Origin of the sequence: Magnetococcus sp. PR-3 (assembly GCF_036689865.1) — a bacterium.
Classification (GTDB): domain Bacteria; phylum Pseudomonadota; class Magnetococcia; order Magnetococcales; family Magnetococcaceae; genus Magnetococcus.
This window is the reverse complement of sequence record NZ_JBAHUQ010000013.1, coordinates 1-26,738: the sequence shown is the minus strand read 5'-3', so window position 1 is coordinate 26,738 and position 26,738 is coordinate 1. Positions and strand designations below refer to the sequence as shown.

Sequence of the window (26,738 nt, the reverse complement as noted above, 5' to 3'; positions counted from 1 at the left end):
AGAGAAATCCCCCATTACGTCATCATGACTCGGTCACTTTTTCCATCATTCAAGGCCGCCTTGTGCAGCAATGCCAAGCTCTCAACCAAAGGCAAACCAACCACAGCACTATAAGAACCCTCGATACGGCTGACCAAAAAGCCCCCCATACCCTGAATGGCATACGCGCCCGCTTTATCCATGGACTCCCCATGGTCAATATAGGCCACCACCTCATCCAAGCTGGCCTGACGCATGGTTACCTGTGTTACCACCACCTGATGGTGTATCTGACCAAGCAGGTCATGTACCGCCACACCGGTCATCACCGCATGATTACGCCCCACTAAAGATTGGACCATAGCAATGGCCTCATCCCGTGATTGCGGTTTACCCAGAATACGGTTATCCACCACCACGGCTGTATCCGATCCCAGTGTAAGGTAGCCAGGCAATGCACCCATTTTGGCTTTATCACAGGCTAAACGCACCACATAGGTCCGGGGATCTTCACTTTTTTTGGAGGTTTCATCACAATCCACAGGATTAAGCTTAGGCTCAATACCAACCTGACGCAATAATGCCAACCGCCGGGGAGAGGCCGACGCCAGACAGATTTTATGCTTACGATCGTGCCACCACAGTGCGGGTTGCTGCACCATATTCAACCTTCCTTCTATAGAGCTTGCATCGATTTCTAAAATTGACCAAAGCGGGCTCCATATTCCGCAATGAATATGCTATAGTTGCCCGTTGATGGCGAATGGTCGCGCTCTTCCTTATCAGGATTGCACACCACAACGCTACTAAAAAGAGTACGGGTATGGTCTTGCCTTGAGCAATTAGCCCTTGACCTGAAGCGGTGATACTTCGTATGTTCCCTTGACTTTGATCTCCCTTATCAAAGAAGAGACTCCCGCTTGAATTTACGAATTCAAGCTTACTGATTGGACGGCTAAACCCCATGGCCCAACAGACCAACGAAGCTTTGGCACGTCTGCGTAGTCTTGTTGAACAGGACCTGCAGCGCACCAATGAAGTCATTTTGGAACAGCTGGACTCCCCTGTTGAGCTGATTACCCAAGTGGGTGATCATCTCCTTAACAGCGGCGGTAAACGGCTGCGCCCCATCCTGACTCTGGTGACCGCTAAACTTTTTGGCTACCGTGATAAAGATGTTCATGCGCTACTGGCCGCTGTGGTTGAGTTTATTCATACCGCGACCTTGTTGCATGATGATGTCGTGGATAAGTCTAATACACGCCGTGGCCAAGCAACCGCCAATTCGGTCTGGGGTAATAAAGCACCGATCCTGGTTGGTGACTTCCTCTTCTCCCGCTCTTTTCAGATCATGGTTGCCCATGGTGACCTTCGGGTACTGCGCATTGTTTCAGACTGCTGTGCCATTATCTCTGAAGGGGAAGTGATGCAGCTGGTGGCCAGTAATGATCTGGCGACAGATGAAGAGCGCTACCTGGATGTTATCCGTCACAAGACCGCTTCACTGTTTGCCTCAGCCTCTGAGCTGGGGGCGGTGGTTGCTGATCAATCCGACGATATCGCCAAGCGTATGTATGACTATGGCATGATGTTAGGCACAGCCTATCAGGTCGTCGATGATCTGCTGGATTACTCTGCTGAGACAGAAAAGCTGGGAAAAAATGTCGGGGACGACTTCCAAGAGGGTAAGATCACCCTGCCAGTCATCCACGCATACCGCAATGGTAGCGAGGAAGAGCGGGCTTTTTGGAGTCGTTGCCTGGAAGATGAAGAGCAGGATGAAGGCAGCTTTGATCATGCCCGTGCATTGATTGCCAAGCATGACTCCCTGGCTTACTCCATGACCCAAGCTCGCGAATTGATCGTCCGCGCTAAAGCTGCACTGGAACCTCTACCGGATACCCCTGAGCGTCAGGCATTGATGGATCTGGCAGATCTTTCTGTGGACCGCGAATATTAGAGTACGGTAACAGACCGATCAAAGCGTGAAGGCTACCTACGCGCTATGACCGTTGACCGCCATCTATACGGGGTCTAAAGTAAAGCCCTGACCATTGCTTCGGGGTGTAGCTCAGCCTGGTAGAGCACTGCGTTCGGGACGCAGGGGCCGTAGGTTCAAATCCTATCACCCCGACCATTATGTGCAACAGGTTAAACGCTGTTTCTGGGATACTGGAAAGGGCGTTTTTTCATTTCTGCACCGAAGCATTCAAGCTCACCATCGCCGATCCCCTGCGCTATAAGCAGAACCCACAGCTTACATACCCGCCCACCCTATTATGTTCGCAACTAAAAACATAACATCTTCATCTCTAGCCGCTTATAGTGACGCTATCGTCACCACCTGCATGGGCAAACCAAACAGCGTACCATCCTCATAACAGGCCCTTTGACAGATCAACCTTTTGTCACTGTTGTGCATCCTCCGCCCCCCCTCAACTGCGCATCGGGTAAGGATCAACAGCTTCGCGTACTCAGACAGACTGGCCCACTTGACGCACCGTTTGCTCTCTAAGGCTTCATAGGTTGCCCCTCCCCAGCTCAACCGCTCTGCAGAGCCAACAGCCGATGAACAACGTTATGGGGTTTCAACACAGATCATGACTGACATGGCCTATGGCTCATCAACCAGAAAGCGCCCAGCCTTAGCAAAGACTGGACGCTTTTGTAGCGGTGCCCCCTGTTGTACAGACCAAGATGGGTGCGTTTATAGAACCATTGACCTGGCCTGTTCAACCTAGAGCATGATAACAGCCTGGGCTGAATCTACTTTGCAGCGATAGACTTACCTTGAGATCCCAGATCTGCAAAAGCTTCATCCAAACGCTCAGCCATACCGATTTCAGCAGCCCGCAGCCACTGTCTGGGATCGTAGAGCTTCTTGTATGGGGTGCCCTCTTCTGGATCGATCTGATACAAGAAGGCTTTGGGGTTGGCGGTGACAAAGGCTCCTGCCGCTTTGGAGAAAGCAAACTGGGTGTCGGTATCAATATTCATTTTAAAGACACCATAGCTCACCGCTTCAGAGATTTGGCTCTTCTCAGAACCCGATCCACCATGGAACACCAAATGTAGCGGGTTGGCCTCGGTCTTATTGGTGGTGGAGACCAGCTCTTGGGAGTTCTTTAAGATCTCAGGACGTAACTTCACATTGCCGGGCTTATACACACCATGCACATTACCGAAGGAAGCCGCGACGGAGAATGATCCGATGGGAGAGAGCTTATTATAAGCAACCAAGACATCTTCGGGCTGGGTGTAGAGGTGTGAACTATCGGCAGATTCATCAAAATCACTGCCGATACCATCTTCCTCACCACCAGTGACACCCAGTTCAATCTCAATGCTCATGTCAATTTTAGCCATGCGCTCAAGCAAACGGGCAGACTCACTTAAATTCCAATCCAGCGGCTCTTCGGAAAGATCCAACATGTGGGAGGTATAAAGTGGCTTACCAGTCTCTTTATAAAAAGCCTCACCATGATCCAACATCGCTTCAACCCAGGGAATTAACTTTTTATTGGCGTGGTCGGTGTGTAGAACGACGCAAACACCGTAGTGCTCAGCCATCATGTGTACATGGCGAGCGGCAGAGACGGCACCCAAGATTTTAGCTGTTGTTGTATCAGGAAAACCCTTACCCGCAAAAAACTGGGCCCCGCCATTGGAAAGCTGAATAATGACATCACCCTTATTCTTCGCCGCAGCCTCTAGCACAGCGTTAATGGTGCTGGTGGATGTCACATTAACCGCTGGGAGGGCATAGCCGCCCTTTTTGCATGCAGCTACCAACGCTTCATAGTCTGAACCTGATACAACACCTGGTTTGATGGACACTGCTGTTCTCCTGAAAGATTTTATCGTTAGTTTCTAATGTAAAGACAGCATGCATGCGGACCGGCCCCCCCTTAATCCAAGGTTGAAACCCACCCTCATGCGTGCTTTGTTGTGTTTTTTTGCCCGCTGGATATCTGTTTAGTCGCGCACAGACCCTTCTCTTTTCTCGCGCAGGAACAGACCTTATAGAAAAGAGGTGCTCATAAAAAACCCTATCTATCCCAAGCTATGATAGGACATAGAAGCTCAAAGAGCGATTGATCACGCACCTCACAAGAGGATGACAGCCTCGACACCATCAGATCCAGGGATTCATTCAACGGCAAGCCATTTTCTGCCTACCCAAAGTACACCAGCTTTGTGATCAAGATCCCTGGTAGATGGGTCGATCAACAACGGCATAAGTATCCATATCATGAACGGATACACATTAAAATCCGACCATGGCACGTTTAGACCATTTTTGCCATGAACAGATGACCCTTATATTGAGCACATGGTCACGACAGGCCCGTGTGACATGCACAGTATCTACTGAGGATAAGCCCCACGCATTAAGAAGCGGTGAATCGTTCTTGCGTGATCCGTAACGTGTTTACTACGCTGCGGTAACACAAAGATCGATACACCCAACACGATCAACCGGACGCTCCGCGATCACACAACGAGCACGCTCACGCACGCTCACCCTTGTAAGCAGACACCCTCTTTATTCGGATAGCCCAACCGAACACCGCCATAGATTGGCCCACCTTGCCCAGATAAGGAGCCGTGTAAGCACAGCGGCCTAACCAACCATCCTACCTTAGCAGTCATGGCCAGGGTGGGCAATTCCTTGGATCTCACATCTGTATAAATGAGCCAGCAATGGGAAGAGGGATAAAGATGACTTCAGATAACCCTTTTAAGCAGAGGGGTAGATGAGGCGTAGCCCAACACCCGGCAACAAGAGCCCCAACATACAGGGTGAGCCTATCCACCTTCGGCTTACCTCAATGGGCAAACGGGCCGGATGTGATGCCAAGCTCTCGTTCAAGGTGATGCGTATGGCGATATCTTGCGGCTATGGGTTCGCTAAACAGATGGCGCAACGCCCCCCCCATGTTTGCCGATTTCAAATCGAGACCACCCCAAGCCATTTGTTCGATGGCATGGTGCTTGGATCATAAAAATCGGACAAACCATACCCAAGTTGGAGAGGCATAAGGAGGCTTCGGTGAGATAAGGCTCCTCTCCGAAAAAGGGGATCATCAGGTATCTGTATTTGGTGCGCTCGTGTCACCATCCAGATAACGCACCAGGTTCTCCAATAGGTGGGCTTTTTTGATGGGCTTGGTGAGGTGATCATTACAGCCAACCTGAAGACTTTTTTGTCGGTCCCCTTCTAACGCATGGGCCGTCAGGGCGATAATGGGCATAGCTCTGCAGCCCTGATCTTTTTCCCACGCCCGGATTTTAGCCGTCGCCTGATAGCCATCCATTATAGGCATTTGCATATCCATAAGGATCAAATCGTAGCGGTTGTTTTTAACCATCTCCACCGCTTGGGAACCATCATGCGCAATGGACAGCTCATACGGCGTTCTTTTAAGAAAGGCCATGATCAGGTGCTGATTATCTTCTGAGTCTTCCACCAACAGCAGCTTAATCTTCGCTTTAAAAGGTGCTTTTTCTATGGGTACAGGGTTCATGATGGATTGAGCCTCTAACGTCACAGGCTTATAAGGGTGGGTAAAAAAGAACTGGCTCCCCTGCTCTTTAGTACTCTCAACCCAAATCTTCCCCCCCATCAACTCTACCAACTGTTTGCTGATGGCTAAACCCAGACCACTGCCCCCATAACGCCGGGTTAACCCAGACTCACCTTGGGTAAATTTATCAAAAATAGTCGCTAACTGATCCGGCCCCAAGCCAATACCACTATCCCGAACCACAATCTGTAGTTGGTTTTCGTGCTGAGGATCCATACCAAGAGAGATCTCAACCACACCTTTTTCAGTAAATTTAAGGGCATTGGAGAGTAAGTTCGTCAAAACTTGGCGAATTCTACCCGCATCTCCCTGAATATAGGGGGCCATATCCTGCTTTGTCTTCCAGCGGATCTGCAACCCCTTCTCGGCATAGGGGAGCTGGAAAAAACCCACCACCTCTTTGATCAACTGGTTAAGATCAACCGGGGCCAAGTGTAAGCTTAGGCGTTTTTCCTCAATGCGTGAGATATCCAGAATATTATTGATCAACTCCAGCAGGGCATTACCTGCATGCTGTAAGCGCTGAAGTTGTTGACGCTGCTCAGGGGCACGGATGGACTCCAACAAAATATCGCTCATACCAATGACGACATTCATCGGCGTCCGAATTTCATGACTCATGGTGGCAAAAAAGTCACTTTTCACTTGATCGGCCACTTGGGCATCCCGCAACGCTTGACGCAAATGGTGCTGATAACGGGCCAAACGGGCCAACCATTGATAGACCAACCCACCTGCTAATACCGCAATCAAAAAACCAGAGGCAACCAGATAGATCAAAGCAGGAGAGGCCTGGTGCCAGCCCAGCATAGGCTCAGCAGCCAACTGCCAGGATCCCCCCGGTAGCTGCACACTTAAATAGACTGAAGAGGCATTAAAGAGAGCGGCGTCACCATGGATAACCTCACCGGCAGCCCCTTGCCCATCACGACCTCGCAAAGCCAAGCGGATCGTATGACCCGGATGGTAAAGCCCTGTCACAGTGAACAGGTGGTCCATATCAATAACAATACTGGCCAGCCCCCAGTATGCGCCTTTTCGTCCATCCGCTTGGGTCACAAAAATGGGCGTACGGCTGATAAAGGCTTGGCCACCCTGTATCAGTTGCACCGGCCCAGCCACCACGGTTTGTTGATCCACAATGGCTTTTCTGACCGCAGGCCACTGCTTACGGTTTTTGGTGTAGTCCAACCCTAAGGCACGCTCATTACCTTTAAGTGGATAGATATAACGGATGACATTATCCGGCGCTAAGCCGATGTTACGGATATTATCGCTCTGAAAGAGCAGTTCACGGGCAATCGCTTGAAAGGTTTTGTTGCTGAGATTGGGCTTTACAGCCACAAACGCCCATAAACCACGGGTGATCTGAAAGTTCAGGTTAATCTCATTTTCCAAGCGGCCACGGATCTGGCTCAGCTCATCAATCACCTCAACTCTAAGTTGCTCTTGATAACGGGTGTTCTCTTGCAATACCAGTAAACTTGTAAGCAAAAGCATAAACACAAAGGTCAACACACCAGAAACTCTGGCACGATATAGGGTTGTGGAGCGTCCACCAAAAGGTTGCTGCCTCTTCATCAGCTCAACCAATGCATCTGCAACAGATCTATCATAGCCAACCTCAACGTTTTTCTACTGCACGGCTTCGTACCGTAAGGTTTATCCTAGGATAAAAAGGGGCGCCTTATCCATTCGCTATTGGATAACCTGATACGCACTCCGTAAGACTTGAGAAGGAACCTGAAGACCAATGGCACGAGCGGTACGTAGATTAATAAACAGATAATCTTCACCGGTCTCCACAGGCAGATCCCCCGCACGGGCACCGCGCAAGATTTGATCCGCCATCCGGGCGGCCTGTTTACCCAGGTCATAGCCACGAAAACCAAACCCCATGAGTGCCCCAGCCTCAACCTGTTTATAACGCGGCGTTGAAAGGACCACTTTGTGCTGGATGGCCGCTTTGGAAAAATCTTTAATCCGAGACATCACCAGCCCATCTCTGGGCAGAAAAATCGCATCGCTACGGGGCGGAAAATTTTTAATAACTGCTGTCACTTCTGCTGCGGAGGTCACAGGAACCTCTAACAGCTCTACACCAACTTGCTTAGCGACAATCCGTACTTTTTTTAACGTTGTTAACGCGCTTGAGTCCGTGGCATTAAATGGTACAAGAACCGTTTTAATGGATGGATCCACCTTTAATAGCCATGTTAGCCGTTTTGGGTCACTATTACCCAAACGCACACCTGTGATATCGCCACCTGGGTGACGTAAATCATTCAATACCCCTGTTGCAATGGGATCGTTTACCGGCGCAAATACCACAGGAATACCGATGGATGCCGCCTTTTTTTTGGCCATAAGCGTGGCAGGGGTGGTCGAAGCAAAAATCAGATCCGGCTTTTGTGAAACAAGACGCTGTGCCATGGGTTGCAACATATCAATATCTTGGGCTGCACCCTCGAACAGATAGTGGATCTGCTCCCCTTCAACATAACCCAACTTACGCATGCCTTCTTTAAAGCCCTCCAATGTTGGTAGGTTGTTGTTAGTAAAGTGCAATACACCAACACGGTAAACCTTTGGTGCCTGTTCCCACAGCCCCCAATAAACCAGCAAACCCAACACGAGAATTAAACCGCTTCCCCCCATTATTCGTCGCATGACGCCCCCCTTAAATCCCGCACTCAGACATCTTTTTCTATGCTTAATAGCATACGCCGTTTTACAAAACTTCGCATCTTAAGGGTTGCCTTACTGCAATTCTTTAACAAAAAGCATAGAATGAAAGGTACTTTTTAAAAGGGACTAACACTCTTATGCAGTTGGCTTTTTCCTAGCTGAACTTTGCACAACAGTGGTAACAGATAAAAAAACAACACATAACGGACTTGACCATGGCACAGAGAGGAACCCACATACGCACCCGCATAATGGCAATTTTTCTGCCATTGGCCGTGATCCCATTATTGCTACTGGCCTTACTCATTGGTTGGCAAAGCTTTGATGTGCAGTCCCAACAGATTTTTTTACTACAACAAGAGAAATCTCAACGTGTTGTTGAAGCTGTACAACGTTTTGTACAGAGCCAGGTCCTTCTTTTGGAGAGCACAACACGCATTACCAGTTTAATGGACAAACCCAGCAAACAATCCATCATTTTAGAAGGGTTGATCAATACCCAACAACAGTTCAATGCACTCTCTTTGATCACCCCACAAGGTACGGTCTTACAGCAGATTCATCGTAATCAGCTGGATGCCAGCTCAATGGGGGCTAGCTCTTTGAGCAAAGAGAGTCAAACCTTGCTTCAACAGGCTCTTACATTTCAAAGCCCCACCTATGGCCCAGTACACTATGCCAGTGACTCTCAAGAGCCCTTAATGCAAGTGGCCATTCCTCTAACACCCTGGCCAGGTGCCAAAGTAGACGGGGTGTTACTGGCTGATTTACGTTTTCGTAAAGTCTGGAATCTCATCGCAGATTTACATACCGCACCTGGAGAGAGTCTTTTTTTGGTGGATGACACACAACATGTCGTAGCGCACCGCAACCCTTCCTTTGCCTTAAAACAGCTCCGTTTTGCCACCCCACCCCAGCCAGGTTTTCACAATGGTCTACACAACAAACCGGTCATCCTAAGCCACCAAACCCTCACCCTGGGTTCACGCCAACTTACGGTCGTTGTGCAGCAAGAGGTGTGGCAAGCTTTTGCCCTGTTTCGTCAAATGCTGCTTGCTGTGGGTTTAATCTTACTGCTGACTTTTATCGCCACCACCCTCGCCATTACAGCCAGTGTGGGTACCATTGTGCGGCCAATCCAGCAGCTGGCCCAAACGGTTCAAACGTTTAGATTTGGTCATCTTTCGGAACGGGCTGATATCAATGCAGAAGATGAAGTGGGCCAACTGGCCAGTGGTTTTAATGAAATGGCCAACCAAGTTGAACAGACCTTGGCGGCCCAACGCCGTAGTGAAGAGCGTTTCTCCCTAGCCATGAAAGGGGCTTCTGACGGTCTGTGGGACTGGAATGTACGTACCGGTGAGGTCTACTACTCACCACGTTGGAGTGCCATGTTGGGTTATTTACCCGCTGACATTGACCCAACCCCAGATGCTTTTTATGACATGTTACACCCTGAAGATAAAGAGAGCACCCAGGCCAATATTGATCATGTTTTTCAAGGTGGTGAGCAGTTTGAGGTAGAAGTACGCTTACGGGGTAAAGATGGCACCTACCGCTATATTCTCTCTCGCGGGTTACCGGTTAGAGATCTATCCGGACAGGTTATCCGTATGGTTGGAACCCATGTGGATGTTACAGAAATTCGCCAAACTCAAGAGGCTTTAGCTCAAGCCAAACTGCGCGCTGAACAGGCCAGTGAAGCTAAAAGCGCCTTTTTGGCAACCATGAGCCATGAGATCCGCACCCCCATGAACGCCATTTTAGGCATGGGGGATCTGTTGCGTGATTCCGAACTTAACAGCCATCAACGGCGCCATCTAGAGGCATTGGTTGGGGCCAGTGAAACCCTGCTTGGACTATTGGATGATATTCTGGATTTTGCCAAACTTGAAGCAGGCCAACTGGATATCCTGCCTGAACGGTTAGAACTGCTGCCCTTTTTAGAAAATGTGATCAATTTAATGAAGCCAGTCACTGCACAAAAAGGCATTGGGCTAACCCTTCAGACACACCCTAGCACGCCGACCCATATGGTGGTAGACCCCACTCGCCTACGCCAAATTCTGCTCAATTTATTGGGTAATGCCATTAAGTTTACCGAAACAGGCGGTGTACAGTTGAGCATTTCGCCACAACTGAACAGTCAAGGCCACGGCTGCCTGGAGTTTAATGTTTCAGATAGCGGGATTGGTATTGATCAGGATAAGTTGGAACACATTTTTGAAACCTTCTATCAAGCCGACGCCACTCTTACCCGTCGTTTTGGTGGTAGTGGCTTGGGCTTGGCCATCGTACAGCAGTTAGTGAAACGTATGCATGGTGAGCTGTGGGCAGAGAGCCAAATTAAACGGGGTAGCCAGTTTCATGTATTGCTACCCTTAGCCAGTAGTCGCCATACCCCCCCACCATCCGTGAAAAAACAGTCCAGTAAACCTTCAACACCAGCAGCAACCCTATCCAAACCCTTACGTATTCTGGTGGCGGAAGATTCTGAAGAGAACCAGATGGTGGTTCGCAGTTTTTTAAGCAATATGCCTTATGAAATCACCATTGTAGAAAATGGCTTAGAAGCACTCAATGCCGTTAAACAGGATAATTTTGATTTGGTATTGATGGATCTACAAATGCCGGTTATGGATGGCTATACCGCAACCGCACAGATCCGCCAATGGGAGCTTAGCCAAGGGCAGCCCAAAGCACCTATTCTTGCCTTAACCGCCCATGCCCTGGATAAAGATCGTGAAGCAAGCCATGCCGCCGGTTGCAATGCTCACTTGACCAAACCCATCCGTAAACTGGATCTACTTGCGGCTATTACCGAACATACGGTAATCCAATCTTAATCTCTGAACCCATACTCACTACCACACCTCTTTTAAGCCAAGGTGAGCACATAGCGCGCTGAACGGCCCCTACCCTATCATCACCGCAAACCATAGTTGGACATTATTAAGGTTTCTAATGTTGGTGGTGGCACAGTCAACTCTCTACGTTTATTCAAGACTGCGAAGGATTGCTCAATAGGGTTGAGGTCTGGGCTGTACGGGGGAAGCGGAAGGCGTACATGACCATCTCTAGCACGTATTTCAGCAATCTTCCGTCTATTGTGGAAACTGGCATTATCCATAATGATTACACTGGGCTCCTTTAATTGAGGCCATAGCATCTTTTCAATCCATGCCTCAACCAACGGAGCATGACACGAACCCTCAAAGATCATGGGTGTTAACCACGCATTACCGCGCTGGGCCATGATCAAGTTGGTTCGTTTACGCTTACTCCCCGCAAAGTCACCATAGATCTTTTTACCCTTTGGTGCCCACGCATGACGGCGAATCACCTCTTCTTCAAATCCGCTTTCATCAAAATAGACTATATTTTCATGACCGTACTACTCCCAGTGACGATACAGGTCAGCCCAATAGTACGCTCTTCTGTACATCTCTCAGTGTAGCGCTTCGTTTTTTACCGATCCCAAGCTTCCTTAGCGCAGCACTGATGGTGGTGTCACAAACCCCGAAATGAACGGCGCGCTCTCTTTGCAAAGCGTCTGGATAGGCTTTGACATGTTCTATCAAGGCTTCCTTGTTTAATTTTCGTTCGCTTGGAACTCGCAGGGTTGGTTCCAGGCTGTCTCGTGACAGCCAGTTGTAAATCGTCGCTCGACTTACTTGAAAAATCCGGGCAGCCTCGGCCTTCTTACCTCCAGATTCCACAAGTCGATTACTCGTTGGCGTAGTTCTATGTCACAGCTCATAATCAATAATCATAGACTGTCTAACTTTGATTTGAGATGGCTATAGCCTCCTCATCCAGCATGAACACCTCTTATGCGATTCCTATTTGCCGGTCCAGTGTTTTTGCCTTCAGCTTCCTTCAAATCCCACCTCGCGGTGGACACCCTTGCCGTTCAACTAACAGTTCCCCCCGCACAGGGCCTGTAGAGGACTTGCACCACCAAGCATGTGTGCCCAACCGGGCACACTAAAAGAAAAAGGGCTGCTTTACAGCAGCCCTCTCTCCTATAACTTGGATTTCTCGACTTACCAAGCGATATGGTCGATACCGTCGAAGTCCAGTTCGGTACCATCCTCCAGGGTGATGGAGCCCGCAGCGTCGCCATCTTCGAAGGAGATCGCGTCGAATACATCGCCGTTGATCTCCAGCTCGGTAACGCTGTATTCGGCATCGGTTTCGATGGTCCAGTTGCCCACATCCCCCAGTTCCAGGTTGGGATCATCGGACATGCCATCCATACGGATCACATCGTTGTAGTCACTACCACCGCTGATGAAGTCGGACCCCTCATTCATACCGAAGATAAACAGATCATCCCCAGCGCCACCGGAGAGCATATCGTCACCGGCACCACCTTCGATCACATCATCACCATCCCCACCGGAGATCACATCATCACCGGCACCACCGCTAAGGGTGTCATCGCCATCCCCACCGGTGAGTACATCGTGGGTATCGCCACCGATCAAGGTGCCATCTTCACCATCGGCCAGAGCCAACTCATCTTCACGTACAGTGATGTCAAAGTTTCCGGCCTCACTGGTGGCACCCTCTTCATCGGTAACCTCTACAGAGATGCTGCGGGTACCGCCATCGGCGACATCCAGCTGGATGGATTGCAGAATATCCTCATACTCACCCGTGGTGGCGGTACCAGAGAGGGTCAACGGACCATCCCCATCAATACCAGCACCGGTGACCACAATGGCGGTTCCGGCAATCATAAAGGTGGAGCTGCCATCATCATTGCTGTGCTCTTCCACCTCATAGCCGTCAAAGCTGAAGGCATCTTCAGATCCTTCCCCATCGGTGATGGTGATGGTGGCACCGCTCATGTTATCGCTATCGTTGTCGTTGATCTCGATATGGGAGCCCACATCCACCGAGCCGCTCAGATCGTCATAAATTATCTCGGAGGGGGTAGAGACGGTGGGTACGTCATCCACCGTGATGGTGAAGCCTAGACCCACATCCAAGACTGTTTCATTGTTCTGGTCACTGGATACCGACATGGTGGCATCCACCGTACCGTAGAAATCCTCAGGTGGGTTGAAGGTCAACCCGTTGAGCTGATCCCCGGTCAGGCTCCAGGTGCCATCATCATTTTCAACACCAGCGGAGAGCTCCGATCCTTCTGGTAAACCATTTAGCGTGATCAACATGGTTTCTGGTGAATCATCCTGGGTATCAAAGGATGCTGAGCTCAGGTTTAGGCTGATGGCATTGTTTTCAATCCCAGAGGCATCGTTGGCTTCAGATTGATGCACACTGGCATCTTCCTCAAAGACAATGCTGAACGAGGCTGAGCTGTTGGCTTGGATATCAATATTGCCACTCTCTGGATCCCGCTCCAGAGAGTAGGAGGTCAGCTCTAGATCCATCTCCCCGGACCAGTTGCTGGGGGATTTAATGTTCAATGCGTCCAGATCTTCGGGGGCAACACTCCAGGTGCCATCCCCATTGCTAAAGCCGTGGGAGAAGCTGGACTCATCAGGATATCCAGAGATCACCACGTTCACGGTCTCCCCATCACCACCATCGAGCATGGCGGAGAGGCCTTCTAACTGAATGCCTTCCCCTTCTAGACCCACCGTCTCTTGATCCTCAACGGTCAGGATCACATTATCGGCTACCGCTTCGACATCTACAGTGACCGTCGCGCTAACCTGCACATCATTGGCTCCATCCACACCACCTTCACCACCGGTGGCATTAAAGGTCAGATCAAAGTTGGTATTGTCATCCGCTGCTGGGGTGATCTGGAGACCATCGGTACTCCAAGCGGTGGCGGTACCATTATCTGCCGTTGCTGTAACGGTTAGATCGGCAACATCAATCTCCCAGTTGCCGGTATCTTCGTTAAGGCTACCCATGTTCAGCTCTGCCCCGTCCGGCACCCCTTCTACTTCAAGGACACCGCTTAGGGTTTCACTACCATCGGTATCGGACATGCTTAAGTTCACATCCAGATCGATGATGGTATCTTCATCCCCACTTGCTGGGGCGACGGAGATGTTGGGGCCATCGGTCACAGCATTCACATCCACCGTCACCGTGTGATCCTGCTCCAGCTCCTGGCCATTCACATCCATCGTGATAGCGGTCATGGGGATGTTCAGATCCCCACTGAAATCTTCTGGTGGTGTGATCTCAAGAGTCTCCACATCCTCCATGCTGAAGACCCAGGTTTCATCGATGGGGTTATAGATACCCGCTGACAAGGTGGCCCCTTCGGGAATATCCTCATCGGCTATCACAAAGGTAGTCATTTCACTACCATCGGTGGGTACAGTGGTCGTCTCATAGATGTTGTTATCTTCATCTATGGCCGTCAAGACCTCTCTGGTATCTTCAAACTCAACAACAACCTCCTGCTGTTCTGTAACAGTATAGGTCTCAGTGGTCATGAGGAGATCATCATCATCTGCGGTCACTGTCACATCTCTGGTATCTGTGAAAGTCTCCGTATAGATGTTTTCATCAACAACGTAGGTCTCAGTTTCGTAGATCAGATCATCATCTGTCGCAGGGGTGAAGGTCTCTCGGGTATCTTGAAATGAGACTTCAACTTCCTGCTGCTCTGTGACCGTGTAAGTCTCTGTGGTCATTAAGATCTCATTACCTTCTGCAACATCGGTCGTGGTTTCAGTGGTTGAAATCCCTTCAACTTTGAACTCTTGGCTATTCGCACCGCCACCCTGGCCAGAACCCGTATGGGAAATACTAACATTGGCGAGCGTTAGTCCGTCAGCTAGGTCAATGGTAAATGTATCCGTACCATTGTTGCCGGTGTATACATCATCAATATCTACCGTACTGCTCGAACCATCTGTATATGTCAGAACAACTTCGCCATCATCCTTGCCGGTTTTAAACGACTTGATGTTGATATCGACACTATCTGTAGCCGTCACATCATAAGAAGCTGTATCGCCTGCTTGGTTTAAGTTGAAGCTTGTGTCATCTGTTTGAACTTGTGCAACATCCTTCTCCCACTGGCCATCATCATTTTGACTCCAGCCAGCGGTTTCCATGGCATCGGAATCAACAACTTCCCGCTCCTGTTCCACATCAACATCCTGGAGCTCTGTTCTTGTGTTGGTGAAGGTCTCCGTGCCTGCTGTCCCCCATTCACCATCTTGAAGCGTAAAACCATCATCGGTCATAGCTTGAGAATCAACGGTGTCGGTATCGCGGGTTCCCAGAATATCGTCACCATCAACAGTTCGGGTATTTTCAAACTCTTCCTGAACTGTCTTCTCCCAGTTCTCACCATTATCACTCCAACCGGCGGACTCCATGGCATCGGAGTCAACAACTTCCCGTTGTTGTTCAACATCTACATCCTGGAGCTCAGTTCTTGTGTTGGTGAAGGTTTCCGTCTCAGTCGTACTCCACTGACCATCTTGATTGGTATATCCCGCATCAAGCATAGCCTGCGTATCAATGGTATCCGTCTCAACCTGCTCTCCCTCATCTATTTCCAGGGATTCCACAGAGATACCCATGTCAATGGCATGGTCTTCATTACCTGTACCACCACTATTGATGGAGACACCGCTCACTTCACCATCCCAGGCCATATCACTATTGGGATGACCATTACCAGGGCCGGGGTTATTGCTATGATCCAGGTCCGTATCAATATCGATGGTCACTGTGACGCTGGCATCAAAATTGATATCCCCATCGTTCTCTACTGTAACGCCGGTGACAGTGATATCAAAAGTATCCCCCGTCTCCAAACCTTCTTGGGGTACCAGGTGTAAATCTTCCAACTGCTCTTCGGTAACGATCCACTGACCACCACCAGCATTCAAGCCAGCATGTATAGCATCACCATCGGCATCAACTCCGGCAGCTAGGAAAGCACCATCAGGTACATCGGTGACCATGTAATAACGTTCTTCCGAGCCATCATCATCGATCATGGTAGATTGAATCTCGATGGGAATCTGATGAACCCCGTCTGAGGCGATATCTGAACTGATATCTCCCCCTTCATAACTGACATCGCTGGTACCAAAGGTTAGGGTACCGTTGTCAGCATTTAAGGAAACATGGCCATCGTTGGCATTGTTGTCGATAACACTACCGCCACCATTGTCATTACCGTTGCCATCGTTACCGATCACACCATGGGTTTCTGCCTCAAAGCGTTCACCACCAATGGTAATGCCGTTAACCCGCAGGGCGGAGTCATCATCGGCCCCTTTGATCATAATATTTTCAGGGTTCAGATCACTGAAATCGACACTGTCGATGGTAATGCTGTCCCAATTGTTGTGGCTACCGGTCAGGGCCACATCGGTATTGCCTTCAAAGACCAGGGTGCGGTTGCCTTCATCATCTACTACGTAGACTTCAAAAGCACCGGCATTGTCATCACTGTTGTTACCATTGGCATTACCTGCCTGGGCAATGTCGATGGTCAGGGTGGTATCCGCCTCTGTGGTTTGACCCGCTTGCAGATTCTCCACCCCATCCGCCACACCGGTTACATCAACGTTGTGGCTTACCTCACGGGTGGCGGTATCGCCATTGTTGTCCATGGCGGTGGCCGAGACGGTGATGTCAAAATCTTCATTACTGTGGGTGGGGGTAACCAGGGTCAGCCCATCCAGATCGCCGGCATCAAAGTTATAGTTGCCATCGGCATCCGGTGTAACGGGTAGGCCGCCTTGCAGCAGGGTGACATCAGCCGGAATATCAGAGACGGTCACCTGGGTGATGATCTCACCACCCTCATGGTCATTGCCATCGGTGACACTGGGGGAGATGTTCAGGGGAATACCACCAGCGGTATCCTCATTGCCCGCAGCACTGATATCGATACTGGGGTTGTCAGCATCGGCCACCACGGTGATGTTGTACTGCTCCATGGTGCTCCAGACATCCCCACCATTGATCTCCTGTACATTCCCGGCATCATCCAGAATCAGTTCGCCATTGTCATCCACCAGATAACCACGCTCAGTGACCACAATGTTCACGTCCACATTGATCTCACCAGAGTAGTCCTCAGGGGAGACAATACGGATTTGATCCATAGCGTCGGCACTGACAGCCCAGTTGCCGTTACCGGCATAGCTCAGATCATCCACCTCTGGTGACCAGATGTAAGCACCATCTGGTGCATCATCGGGCATGCTGATAATGACCGAGAGCTGCTCAGAGTTATCCGTATCTTCCGTGAGCATGATGCTGGAGAGATCCATGACCACCGAACCATCGGGGGCATCAACCACAGCCTGATCTTCGGTCATGGTGGCGGAAAGATCACCAATCTCTGCCTCATCAGCCTGACCCATCACCAAGACCTTGATTTGGCTGGTCACTGACGCGCTGGAGGTATCCACCCCACCGGCATCATTGGCGTTATCTTCCCCTGTGGTGGCATTGGATTCCGTCGCCGTTGCCGTAACCTCAAGGAAGAAATTCTCATCACTGTTGGCTGGTGGACGAACAGAGAGACCATCCAGATCTTCAGGATCCAAGGTCCAGGTACCATCCCCATTATCCGTGCCAGCCGACAGGTAGGAACCCTCAGGCATACCGCTGACGGTAACACTCAGAGTTTCTGAGCCATCGGTGTCTGTAAGGGTCGATTTAATGTTCAGGTCAATGTCCGTATCCTCTTTACCCCGGGCACGTTCCGGCGTGCTAAGGGTTGGATCATCAGCCACAGCATCCACAGTGACATTCAGGCTACCGGCAGCCGTGGCGGTATCTTCACCGTCATCACTAATGACCAAGGAAAAGTCCAGGTCAAAGTCGGCATCGCTATCTGCCGGGGGCTGCACGGTCATATCATCAAAGGTCCAACCGGTGGTGTTGCCATCCCCATCTTCAGTCGCACTAAGCAGTGCGGTAGGCACCCGCCAGGTGGTGGTGACCTCTGTGGTAGTTTCAGGCTTACCATTATCCCCCATCACCACGTTGCCGTCGTCGTCGGTAACAGCCGTAACGGTCTTACTGCTGCTGCTCTCCAGGGTGGTGCCATCCACCACAATCTTGGCCCCAACCGAGCCAGGATCATCAGAGGTAATGATCACATCCCCACTGATGGTCTCAGAGCCATCAATATCCCCATCCAGACTGATGGAGGGTTCCAGAGAGATGGTACCATCTTCCAGGCCGGTGGCATCTGGGGTGGCCAGAATGGCCCCATCGGCATCGGCTTCTACCTTAATGGTGGCGGATTTGCTGCTTACCTGGGTGACCTTATCGTTGCCATCATCGGTCTCTTCGACGGTGGTGGTGGTGAAGGTCAGCTGTACATCCGACGAATCATTCTCGGCTGGCGTAAAGACCAGATCCTCAATCTCCCACTTGTAATCTTCACCATTTTTGGTGCCGATGGCCTTTAGAGCACCCTGATCAATGCTGTAGGTGCCATCGCCATTGTCGGTAATCAGGTGGGCATTATCCCCGGTGATGCTCAACGTCGCCCCATCAGGCACACCAGAGATTACGACTGGCCCTTCCAAACTCTCGGAACCATCATAATCGTAGATCTGGATCGTGTTGTTAATGGCTATACCGCTATCTTCGGTACCGCTGCCGTTGAAGGAGATCTTGGTGCCATCGGCATCGGACTGGACATCTACGGTGAAGCTGGTGGACTGCATGGCACTGGTGTCATCTACCGTGCTGCCATCCTCATCCATATCCTTGGTGTAGGCGTTGACGTTGACGGTAAAGTCGGTGTCTTCGTGCCAACCGCCGTACATGCGTACTTCACCGGCATCCAGATCCTCAGCGGAGACGTTCCAGTTACCATCCTCATCGGTGGATTGGTTCTTCCATTTATTGCCTACTTTAACTTGCAAACGTACATCGCTGTTATCCGCATTGATCTGATAGTGGATGGATTCGGACCCATCGGTATCCAGCAGATCACTGGAGATACCAGGACCGTTATCCGCATCGTTCAGGTAGAACCACTTATCCTCACCCACCTCTACATCGCCTGCATCGGCCATGTCGGTGACACCATCGGCCACACCGGTAACCTCCACGCTGATAGAGCCCGCATCGGTGGTGGTATCGCTGGTCAACCCATCATCATCGGTGGTGGTGATGGTGATACCCAGGTCAAAGTCTACGTTGGAATCATCAGGGGCCTGAACCTGCAAACCATCAATGGTGAAAGTGTTGTCATCACCAGTGCCCACCACATAATCCATGGGGATGGTAGCGCTGCCATCGGTGACGGTGATGGCGGTGCCATCTTCCATCTGCAACTGAGCCCCGTCGGGAATACCGGTGATGGTCACGCCGGTGACCGATTCGGATCCATCAGTATCCTGCAGGGCAAAGGTGGGCTCGTTGACCGAAATCCAAGTGTCCTCATCGCCACTGGCGCTGCCATCGGTAATGGTCACTCCATCGGCATCGGTATTGACGGTGACGGTAAAGCTCTCCGAGCCGCTCAGGGTGTCATCAACAGTAACCCCATCTTCATCAAAGTCGGTGACGGTCCAGTTAACATCCAGACCGATCTCACCACTGAAGTCCTCGGTCAGATCGCTTAGCTCAATGCTGGTGAAGTCCACCGGATCATCCACGGTGCTGGTGATGGTCCAGGAGCCGTCACCATTATCGGAACCTTCAGAGAGCTGGGCCCCGTCGGGAATACCGTCGATGGTCACCGACAGGCTTTCCGAACCATCGGTATCGGTCAGGCTACCGCTGAGATCCAGGGTAATGGCCTGATCTTCTGTGCCGGAGGTATCGGTGGCGGTAAACCCTGCATCATCAGCGACACCAGTGACCGCAACATTCAGCGTACCCACATCGGTCGTGGTGTCGGTCGCACCATCATCACTGGTATCGGTGGTGGTAACCCGCACACCCATATCAAAGTCGACATTGGAGTCTTCAGGTGCCTTAACCTGTACACCGCTCAGGGTATAGCTGCCATCACCATTGTCACTGACCAGATCCATACTGATGTTGACGGTACCATCATCGTTAACGGTAATGGCGTTGCCGTCAGCATCCTGCAACTGGGTGCCATCGGGTAGGTCGGTTAAGGTCACGGCGGTGACCGCTTCGGAACCATCGGTATCAGACGCAATGGTGAAGGTGGAGTCACTCATGGTGATCCAGCTATCTTCCAGACCGGTGGCACTGCCAGTATCAATGGTCACCCCATCGGCGTCGGGGCTGACAGTAACGGTGACGGTGGTGGACTTGCTGGCGGTATCATCAACCGTATTGGTATAACCGCCATTGCCATCTTCCTGATAGTCCGCGGTGTTGACCGTGACGCTCAGGTTAAAGTCATCGGAGTCATGCTCGGTGGTGATGGTGGCGGAGAGATCATCCAGATCCGCGGCATCAAAGGTCCAGCTGCCATCACCATTATCGGTACCGTTATTAAAGGTCACATCACCGGGTACATCTGAGATCACCACACTGGTGACGGCCTCAGAACCATCGGTATCGGTCAAGGTAACCAGACCGGTCATGTCGATGGTCTGATCTTCCACACCGCTAAAGCTGGTGTCGATGGTGACATCGTCGGCCACGCCCTCAATATTGACCGTAATGCCTTCCCCTTCGGTAGATCCCGTGACCGTACTGACGCCATCAGAGTCCGTGGTGGTAACCTCAAAGCCTAAGGTAAAGTCAACGTTGCTATCTTCAGGACCCTTAATCTCTAATCCGTCGATGGTAAAGGTGTTGTCCTCACCATTGCTCACAATGGCATCGGAAGGAATGGTCGCGGTACCATCCGCCCCAACGGTGATCTCGGTACCATCCGCCAAGCGTATTTCTGTGCCCTCAGGAATATCCGTCAGGGTGACATCGGTGATGGATTCGGAACCGTCGGTATCAATCAGGGTGAAGGTCGGTTCATCCACGGCGATCCAACTATCTTCCTGACCGGAGGCAAAACCATCGGTCCAGGTGACGCCATCTGCTTCTGGATCGACTGTGACGGTGATGGAGGCGGTGGCGCTGCTGGTATCATCAACAATAACCCCACCTTCATCCATATCTGCCACGTTGGTGGTAACAGTCAGGGAGAACTCACCACTCCAGGTTTGATCGGTGTGGATCTCCAGCCCTTCCAACTCATCGCTAGCCAGTGTCCAGGTGCCATCGCCATTGTCGGTACCGGCTGAGAGACTTGCCCCATCAGGCAGACCATCCACAACGACTGAGGTGACGGATTCGGAACCATCGGTATCGGTCACACCGGTATCAATGTTCAGCTCATGGGCGACGTGGGCCTCGCTCTCCACCTCTACCGTGACATCCATGTTGACATCATTGTAATCATTGTCGGAGCTGGCCAGCTTCAGATCTTCCCAGTTCTGGTTACCGCCCAGGGCATTGTCGACAGAGTAATCTTCACCATCGGCATTAAACTTGTCGTGGGTCATCAACAGACCGCCATTGGTGTTGTGCACCAAGACGTTGCCATCTACGTCCATCACCTGCCAGGTACCTTCATCATTCTGGGCAAAGGTGACTGAATCGCCATCGTTAATGTCGTTACGGTTATCGCCGTTGGAGAGTACGAAGAAACCAACACTGTCAGGATCCACACCCTCCAGGGTATGGGTATCCCCCACAGAGTCATGAGCATCGGCCCAGATAATGCCACCCTCACTGGGTTGACCGCTCTCATCCAAGGTATAGAAGCCATAGGTGTTGTGATAACCGGCACTGGCGTGCCCATAATCGCCATCACCCATGTTCTCAATGGTGATATCCGCACTGGCTTCTACATCGGTGCTATCCCCCATGGAGAGAGAAAGATCAGGGGTATCGGCATCCCCGGTTACGGTGACACTGATGGTGCCATCGGTCACCAGGGTATCGGTACTATCCCCATTGCCATCGACACTGGTTACCGAAATACCCATATCGAAGTCCACATTGGAATCTTCGGGGGCCATGACCTGCAACCCATCCAGGCTGTAGCTGCCATCGCCATTGTCGCTGACCAGGTCCATGGAGACAGTGGCAGTACCATCGGCATTGACGGTAATGGCGCTGCCATCTTCCGATTGCAGAGTGGCTCCATTGGGAATACCACTCAGGGTCACACCGGTAACGCTCTCGGAGCCATCGGTATCACTCAAGGTGAAGGTACCATTGACATCAATCCACTGATCTTCAATACCCTCGGCGCTACCATCGGTAATGCTGACGCTGTCGGCATCGGCATCCACGGTCAGGGTAAAGCTGGTGGATGCACTGCTGGTATCGTTATCGGCGGCTCCATCAGCGTCGGTATCTAGGACATTGGTGGTCACCGACATATCAAACACGCCGGAGACATCTCCATCTACCGTGGCGGTCAGACCATCTAGATCACCAACTTCAAAGGTCCAGGTGCCATCGTTGTTGTCGGTACCGGCGTTAAAGGTGACCGTGTCGGGCACATCACCAATGACGACACTGGTGATGGACTCACTGCCATCGATATCCGTCACCGCACTGGCAATGTCAATGGCTACGGCACCGCCATCTTCATTCACGGAGGCATCTTGGGCGCTGACTGTGGGGGTATCGGCTACCGAAGTAACCTCCACATTGATGGTGCCATCGGTGGTCTGGGTGTCTGTCACCACACCGTTGGAATCCGTCGTGGTGACGGTGATACCCATGGAGAAATCAACATTGGAATCGGCTGGTGCCATGACCTGAAGATCATCAATGGTGACAGTGCCGTCGGCATCGGTGGTGACGCTATCCATCGGTACCACAGCGCTGCCATCGGTAACGGTAATCTCAGTACCATCGGCCAATTGCAGGGTGACGCCATCGGGAATATCGGTCAGGGTGACGGCACTAACGGACTCAGAACCATCGGTATCGCCCAGGGTGAAGCTGGAGCTGACATCAATCCAGCTATCTTCACTGCCCGAGGCATCCCCAGCGGTAAAGGTGACCTCCTGGGCCTCAGGGGCGATGGTAAAGGTAAAGCTCTCACTGGCACTGCTGGTGTCACTGTGGGCAGCGTTGTCCCCATCCACATCCACCACATTGGTGGTAACGGTAAGGTCAAACACCCCGGCGGTACCATCCTCGGCAGTGATCTGTAGACCATCCAGATCATCGGCACTCATGGTCCAGGTGCCATCTTCATTATCGGTACCGGCATTAAAGCTGACAGTATCGGGCACACCGGAGATCACCACTGAACTGATGGATTCACTGCCATCGGTATCGGTGACTGCGGTGAGGATATCCAGATCCATGCTACCGCTACCCTCTTCACCGGCCACATCATTGACGGAAAGGTCGGGGGTGTCGGCATCGGAGGTGACGGTGACAGAGATGGAACCACCATCGGTGGTGATATCGGTGGTGGCACCGCTGTCATCGGTGGTGGTGACGGTCACACCCAAGTCAAAGTCCACGTTAGAATCTTCGGGGGCTTTAACTTCCAGACCATCAATGGTGTAGCTGTTGTCGTCGCCGGTTTCGGTCACATAATCCATGGGGATGGTAGCACTGCCATCGGTTACCTCAATCTCGGTACCGTCGGCCATACGGATCTCGGCCCCATCAGGAATACCAGTGATGGTGACACCACTGATGGCCTCGGAACCATCGGTATCCTGAATTTCAAAGGTGGGCTCATTAACTGAGATCCAGCTATCTTCGCTACCGGTGGCGGAACCATCGGTGATGGTCACCCCATCGGCTTCAGGATCCACCGTCAGGGTAAAGTTGGTAGAGACGGTCGAGGTGTCATCGCCACCAGCATCGGCATCGCTGTCCAGAATGTTAACCTGCACGCCCATATCAAAGACGCCGGAGACATCACCATCTACCTCGGCGGTCAAACCATCCAGATCATCGGCACTCAGTGTCCAGGTACCATCCTCATTATCGGTACCGGCACTCAAGGTCACCGTATCGGGTACATCAGAGATCACCACACTGGTGATGCTCTCGGATCCATCGGTGTCGGTTACCGCTGCAGAGATATCCAGAGCAATGGCTCCGCCATCTTCACTTACAGTGGCATTATCCGCACTTAAGGTGCCGGTGTCGGCCACCGAGCTGACTTCCACAGAGATGGAACCATCGGTAATCTCGGTATCACTGGTGGCACCGTTTCCATCGGTGGTGGTGACAGAGATANCATCCATCCAGCTATCTTCTGCACCAGAAGCCGAACCTTCAGTAAAGGTCACTTCATCGGCATCAGGATTAACGGTCAGGGTGAAGTCGGTGGAGACTGAGGTGGTGTCATCACCACCAGCATCGGCATCCGTATCCAACACGTTTACGGTAACGCCCATGTCAAACACGCCGGAGACGTCGCCATCTACGGTGGCGGTCAAACCTTCCAGATCCCCAGCTTCCAGGGTCCAGGTGCCATCTTCATTATCAGTACCGGCATTTAAGGTCACGGTATCCGGCACACCCGTGATCACCACACTGGTGATGGATTCGGAACCATCCACATCGGTAACCGCGGAAGCGATATCCAGAGGGATATTTGCGGCATCTTCACCGCCGGTGACATCCGCAGCTGTCAGATCCGGTGCATCGGCGACAGAGGCGACCTCAACACTAATGGTCCCGTCGGTAATCTCGGTATCACTGGTGGCGCCGTTTCCATCGGTGGTGGTGACAGAGATGCCCATGTCGAAGTTCGCATTGGAATCTTCAGGGGCCATCACCTGCAAACCATCCAGGCTGTAGGTGCCATCACCATTGTCGGTGACTTGGTCCATGCTCAAAGTGGCCGAACCATCGGTGATCTCAATGGCGGTGCCATCTTCCATCTGTAAGGAGGCCCCATCGGGAATGCCGGTAATGGTCACAGCCGTTACAGACTCAGAACCGTCGGTGTCGGTCACGCCAAAGCCGGAGTTGACATCCATCCAGCTATCTTCATCGCCAGAAGCTGAACCGGCGGTGAAGGTCACTTCGTCGGCATCAGGATCAACCGTCAGGGTAAAGCTGTCACTGCTGCTGGAGGTATCATTACCTGCTACGCCGTCGGCATCAACATCCAGAACGTTGGTGGTGACAGTCATGTCAAACACGCCGGAGACATCACCATCCACCGTCGCGGTCAAACCATCCAGATCACCAGCATCCAGGGTCCAGCTACCATCTCCATTATCCACACCGGCCGAGAAGGTGACGGTATCGGGCACGTCACTAATGACGACGGAGGTGATGGATTCAGAGCCGTCGGTATCAGTCACCGCAGAGGTGATATCAATATCAATGGACGCGGCATCTTCGTGACCGGATGCGTCATTGGCCGTGAGGGAAGGATCATCAGCATCGGAAACCACTTCAATGCTAATGGAACCACTATCAACGGTGCTGTCACTCACAATACCGTTGCTATCAACCGTGGTAACGGTGACGCCTAAGTCAAAGTCCACATTGGAATCGCTGGGGGCTTTAACCTCTAACCCGTCGATGGTGTAGACATGATCGGTTTCGCTCTCAACCACATACTCCATGGGAATGGTCGCTGAGCCATCGGTGACTTCAATGGTGGTGCCATCGTCCATACGGATCTCTGCACCATCAGGTATACCGGTAATGGTCACACCGGCCATAATTTCAGAACCATCGGTATCTTGGATCTCAAAGGTCGGTTCGTTAACAGAGATCCACTGATCTTCTACACCTGAGGCTGAACCGTCGGTAATGATGACGCCATCGGCATCTGGGGTTACGGTGACGGTAAAGTCGGTGCTGCGGGTGCTGGTATCATCCCCAGTGCCATCGGCATCAGCATCCAGCACATCTACGGTGACACCCAGGTCCCAGCTACCAGAAAAATCTTCATCTAATGTCGCGGTCAACCCGTCCAGATCTCCAGCGTCTAGGGTCCAGGTACCATCTTCGTTATCGGTACCTGCACTCAGCGCCATGCCGTCGGGCACGTTGGTAATGGTGACAGCGGTAATGGACTCACTACCATCCACATCGGTGACCGCCGCAGAGATATCCAGATCAATGGTCGCGGCATCTTCATGACCGGTGACATCGTTGGCGGTCAGATCGGGTGTATCGGCATCGGAAACCACTTCAACATTAATGGCACCATCATGAAGTACCGTATCGGAGGTAACGCCGTTGGTATCTGTGGTTTCAATGGTGATCCCAAAAGAGAAATCTTCGTTGGAGTCACTGGGGGCTTTAACCTCCATGCCGTCAATGGTGTAGGTATCATCTGCACCAGAGTCGGTCACATAGTCCATAGGGATGGTGGCACTACCATCGGTAACATCAATGGATGTACCATCGTCCATACGGATCTCTACACCATCAGGAACACCGGTAATGGTCACACCGGTAATGGATTCTGAACCATCCGTATCCTGAATTTCAAAGGTAGGTTCGTTAATGGTGATCCAGCTATCTTCTGCGCCAGAGGCTGTGCCTGCCGTAATTTCTACACCATCCGCTTCGGGATTTACCGTCAAGGTGAAGTCGGTGGAGACCGAGGTGGTA

Annotated in this window: 9 protein-coding genes and 1 tRNA gene; 3 read left to right on the top strand and 7 right to left on the bottom strand. The window is 51.5% G+C overall.

Annotated features, from left to right (window positions below):
- Positions 1-14: 14 nt before the first annotated feature.
- Positions 15-641 (bottom strand): Maf family protein, encoded by a 627-nt coding sequence (locus V5T57_RS09030; protein ID WP_332890871.1) that lies wholly within the window; start codon positions 639-641, stop codon positions 15-17.
- Positions 642-943: 302 nt separating this feature from the next.
- Between V5T57_RS09030 and V5T57_RS09025 the strand changes: the two genes are divergently transcribed.
- Complete coding sequence (locus V5T57_RS09025) at positions 944-1,939, top strand: polyprenyl synthetase family protein (protein ID WP_332890870.1); 996 nt, start codon at positions 944-946, stop codon at positions 1,937-1,939.
- A 100-nt stretch (positions 1,940-2,039) separates the two neighbouring features.
- Positions 2,040-2,116 (top strand) — tRNA-Pro (locus V5T57_RS09020).
- Positions 2,117-2,745: 629 nt separating this feature from the next.
- Here the strand turns inward: V5T57_RS09020 and fbaA are convergent.
- The 3 genes from fbaA to V5T57_RS09005 all read right to left on the bottom strand — a co-directional run bounded on the left by fbaA (position 2,746) and on the right by V5T57_RS09005 (position 8,237).
- Entirely contained in the window at positions 2,746-3,810 is a 1,065-nt protein-coding gene (fbaA, locus tag V5T57_RS09015) for a class II fructose-bisphosphate aldolase (RefSeq protein WP_442918191.1), read from the bottom strand.
- A gap of 1,256 nt (positions 3,811-5,066) precedes the next feature.
- Positions 5,067-7,148: an ATP-binding protein gene (locus V5T57_RS09010; RefSeq protein WP_332890868.1), complete on the bottom strand. Its 2,082-nt coding sequence runs from the start codon at positions 7,146-7,148 to the stop codon at positions 5,067-5,069.
- Between the two features lie 117 nt (positions 7,149-7,265).
- The gene (locus V5T57_RS09005; protein WP_332890867.1) at positions 7,266-8,237 is read right to left on the bottom strand and encodes an ABC transporter substrate-binding protein; all 972 of its coding nucleotides are present in this window, start codon (positions 8,235-8,237) and stop codon (positions 7,266-7,268) included.
- 233 nt (positions 8,238-8,470) lie between these two features.
- Between V5T57_RS09005 and V5T57_RS09000 the strand changes: the two genes are divergently transcribed.
- Positions 8,471-11,101: an ATP-binding protein gene (locus tag V5T57_RS09000; protein WP_332890866.1), complete on the top strand. Its 2,631-nt coding sequence runs from the start codon at positions 8,471-8,473 to the stop codon at positions 11,099-11,101.
- An 80-nt stretch (positions 11,102-11,181) separates the two neighbouring features.
- Here the strand turns inward: V5T57_RS09000 and V5T57_RS08995 are convergent, their stop codons facing one another.
- The 3 genes from V5T57_RS08995 to V5T57_RS08990 all read right to left on the bottom strand — a co-directional run bounded on the left by V5T57_RS08995 (position 11,182) and on the right by V5T57_RS08990 (position 26,710).
- Positions 11,182-11,634, bottom strand: a complete 453-nt coding sequence (locus V5T57_RS08995; RefSeq protein WP_332890971.1) for a transposase — start codon at positions 11,632-11,634, stop codon at positions 11,182-11,184.
- Positions 11,635-11,671: 37 nt separating this feature from the next.
- A complete protein-coding gene (locus V5T57_RS20925) occupies positions 11,672-11,974 on the bottom strand; it encodes an IS630 transposase-related protein (RefSeq protein WP_442918189.1) in 303 nt (100 codons plus the stop codon).
- Between the two features lie 327 nt (positions 11,975-12,301).
- Positions 12,302-26,710 carry a hypothetical protein gene (locus V5T57_RS08990; RefSeq protein ID WP_332890865.1) on the bottom strand — a complete coding sequence of 4,803 codons (14,409 nt, stop codon included), beginning with the start codon at positions 26,708-26,710 and terminating at the stop codon, positions 12,302-12,304.
- Positions 26,711-26,738: the final 28 nt, after the last annotated feature.

Bases quoted from the DNA above. Each gene is read 5' to 3' on its own strand.
- V5T57_RS09030 (WP_332890871.1), bottom strand. From the start codon at position 641: ATGGTGCAGCAACCCGCACTGTGGTGGCACGATCGTAAGCATAAAATC.
- V5T57_RS09025 (WP_332890870.1), top strand. From the start codon at position 944: ATGGCCCAACAGACCAACGAAGCTTTGGCACGTCTGCGTAGTCTTGTT.
- V5T57_RS09010 (WP_332890868.1), bottom strand. From the start codon at position 7,148: ATGAAGAGGCAGCAACCTTTTGGTGGACGCTCCACAACCCTATATCGT.
- V5T57_RS09005 (WP_332890867.1), bottom strand. From the start codon at position 8,237: ATGCGACGAATAATGGGGGGAAGCGGTTTAATTCTCGTGTTGGGTTTG.
- V5T57_RS09000 (WP_332890866.1), top strand. From the start codon at position 8,471: ATGGCACAGAGAGGAACCCACATACGCACCCGCATAATGGCAATTTTT.